We start from the raw sequence: 1,314 nt of genomic DNA, 5'->3' as shown, positions 1-1,314 counted from the left end.
GCACGCACCAAACTCCCCCACCTCTACCCCAAAGATTAGACGGGACGGTCTACTAGGCCCTCACCGCTCTAGTAGTGTGTCGTTGCTTATCTCTGGCGTGGTTTGGTGGGATGGTGCTGTCCGGCAAGCTTTCTCTGCAGGGCAGGACTGGTGTAATGAGTTCACAGAAGAAGCGTCCGGTCGTGCTGACCGAGTCGGATCGTGACGAGCTGGTTCGGCTGACCAGGACAGGTGTGCACCCGGCTTCGATGATCATGCGTGCGCGGGTACTGCTGGCGTTGGACACCTCAGGTGGCGTGGTCGATCCGAAGGAAGTGATCGCGGCGCGACTGGAGGTCTCGGGCGAGACGCTGCGCCTGGTTGCCAAGCGGTTCACCGAGACCGGCGGTGACGTGCACGCCACGATCTCACGTAAGCAGCGCGAGCTTCCGCCGGTGGCCTCGGTGGTGACCGGCGAGGTCGAGGCCCGGTTGATCGCGTTGGCCTGCTCGGCCCCGCCGTCGGGATTTGGGCGGTGGTCGTTGCGGCTGCTGGAGAAACACGTCGCGCTCATCGAGGACATCCCGGATCTGGATCACTCCACCATCGGACGGGTGTTAAAAAAACGGAACTGCGTCCTCACCTGAGGAAGTGCTGGACGATCCCGCCCCAGGCGAACGCGGCCTTCGCCGCGGCGATGGAGGACGTTCTCGCGGTCTATGCCCGCGGCTACGACCCGGCCAGGCCGGTGGTGTGCATGGACGAGAAGCCCTACCAGCTCCTGGCGCACGCCCGCGACCCGATCCCCGCCACACCGGGACGGGATCTCCAGCAGGACAGCGAGTACGTCCGCCATGGCACCTGCTCGATCTTCTGCTGGGTCGAACCCCTGGGCGGGTGGCGGAGGGTGGACGCCCAACCCCGCCGGACCAAGATCGACTGGGCCGGGCAGGTCGAACGACTCCTGACCGTCGACTACCCCGAGGCCGAGAAGGTCGTACTGGTGATGGACAACCTCAACACCCACACCGTCGCGTCGCTCTACGAGGCGTTCGACCCGGCCACCGCGTTCGCGCTGGCCCAGCGCCTGGAGATCCACCACACCCCCAAACACGGGTCCTGGCTCAACATCGCCGAGATCGAGCTGTCCGCACTCAGCCGCCAATGCCTCGACCGCCGCATCGCCGACCTCGACACACTCAACGCCGAACTCGCCGCCTGGCAACAGGCCACCAACGCCAACCAGCGTCAGGTCGACTGGCACTTCACCACCGACGATGCCCGCACCCGACTCCGCCACCTATACCCCAAACGTTAGAAGCGACAATCTACTAG

The 1,314-nt window shown here is 65.1% G+C and carries 2 protein-coding genes; both read left to right on the top strand.

Annotation, left to right across the window (positions count from 1 at the left end):
* The first annotated feature begins 110 nt into the window (after positions 1–110).
* Entirely contained in the window at positions 111–626 is a 516-nt protein-coding gene (locus F0L68_RS44035; RefSeq protein ID WP_223199577.1) for a helix-turn-helix domain-containing protein, read from the top strand.
* Positions 515–1,297, top strand: coding sequence for an IS630 family transposase (locus tag F0L68_RS40320; protein WP_223199576.1), 783 nt, complete (start codon positions 515–517; stop codon positions 1,295–1,297). The genes F0L68_RS44035 and F0L68_RS40320 overlap by 112 nt, the downstream gene beginning before the upstream one ends.
* Positions 1,298–1,314: the final 17 nt, after the last annotated feature.

The organism is Solihabitans fulvus (assembly GCF_008386585.1).
In the GTDB taxonomy this organism is placed as follows: domain Bacteria; phylum Actinomycetota; class Actinomycetes; order Mycobacteriales; family Pseudonocardiaceae; genus Solihabitans; species Solihabitans fulvus.
This window is presented reverse-complemented; position numbering and strand designations above follow the sequence as displayed.

Coding starts and splice junctions, on each gene's coding strand:
- F0L68_RS44035 (WP_223199577.1), top strand. CDS start 111: ATGGTGCTGTCCGGCAAGCTTTCTCTGCAGGGCAGGACTGGTGTAATG.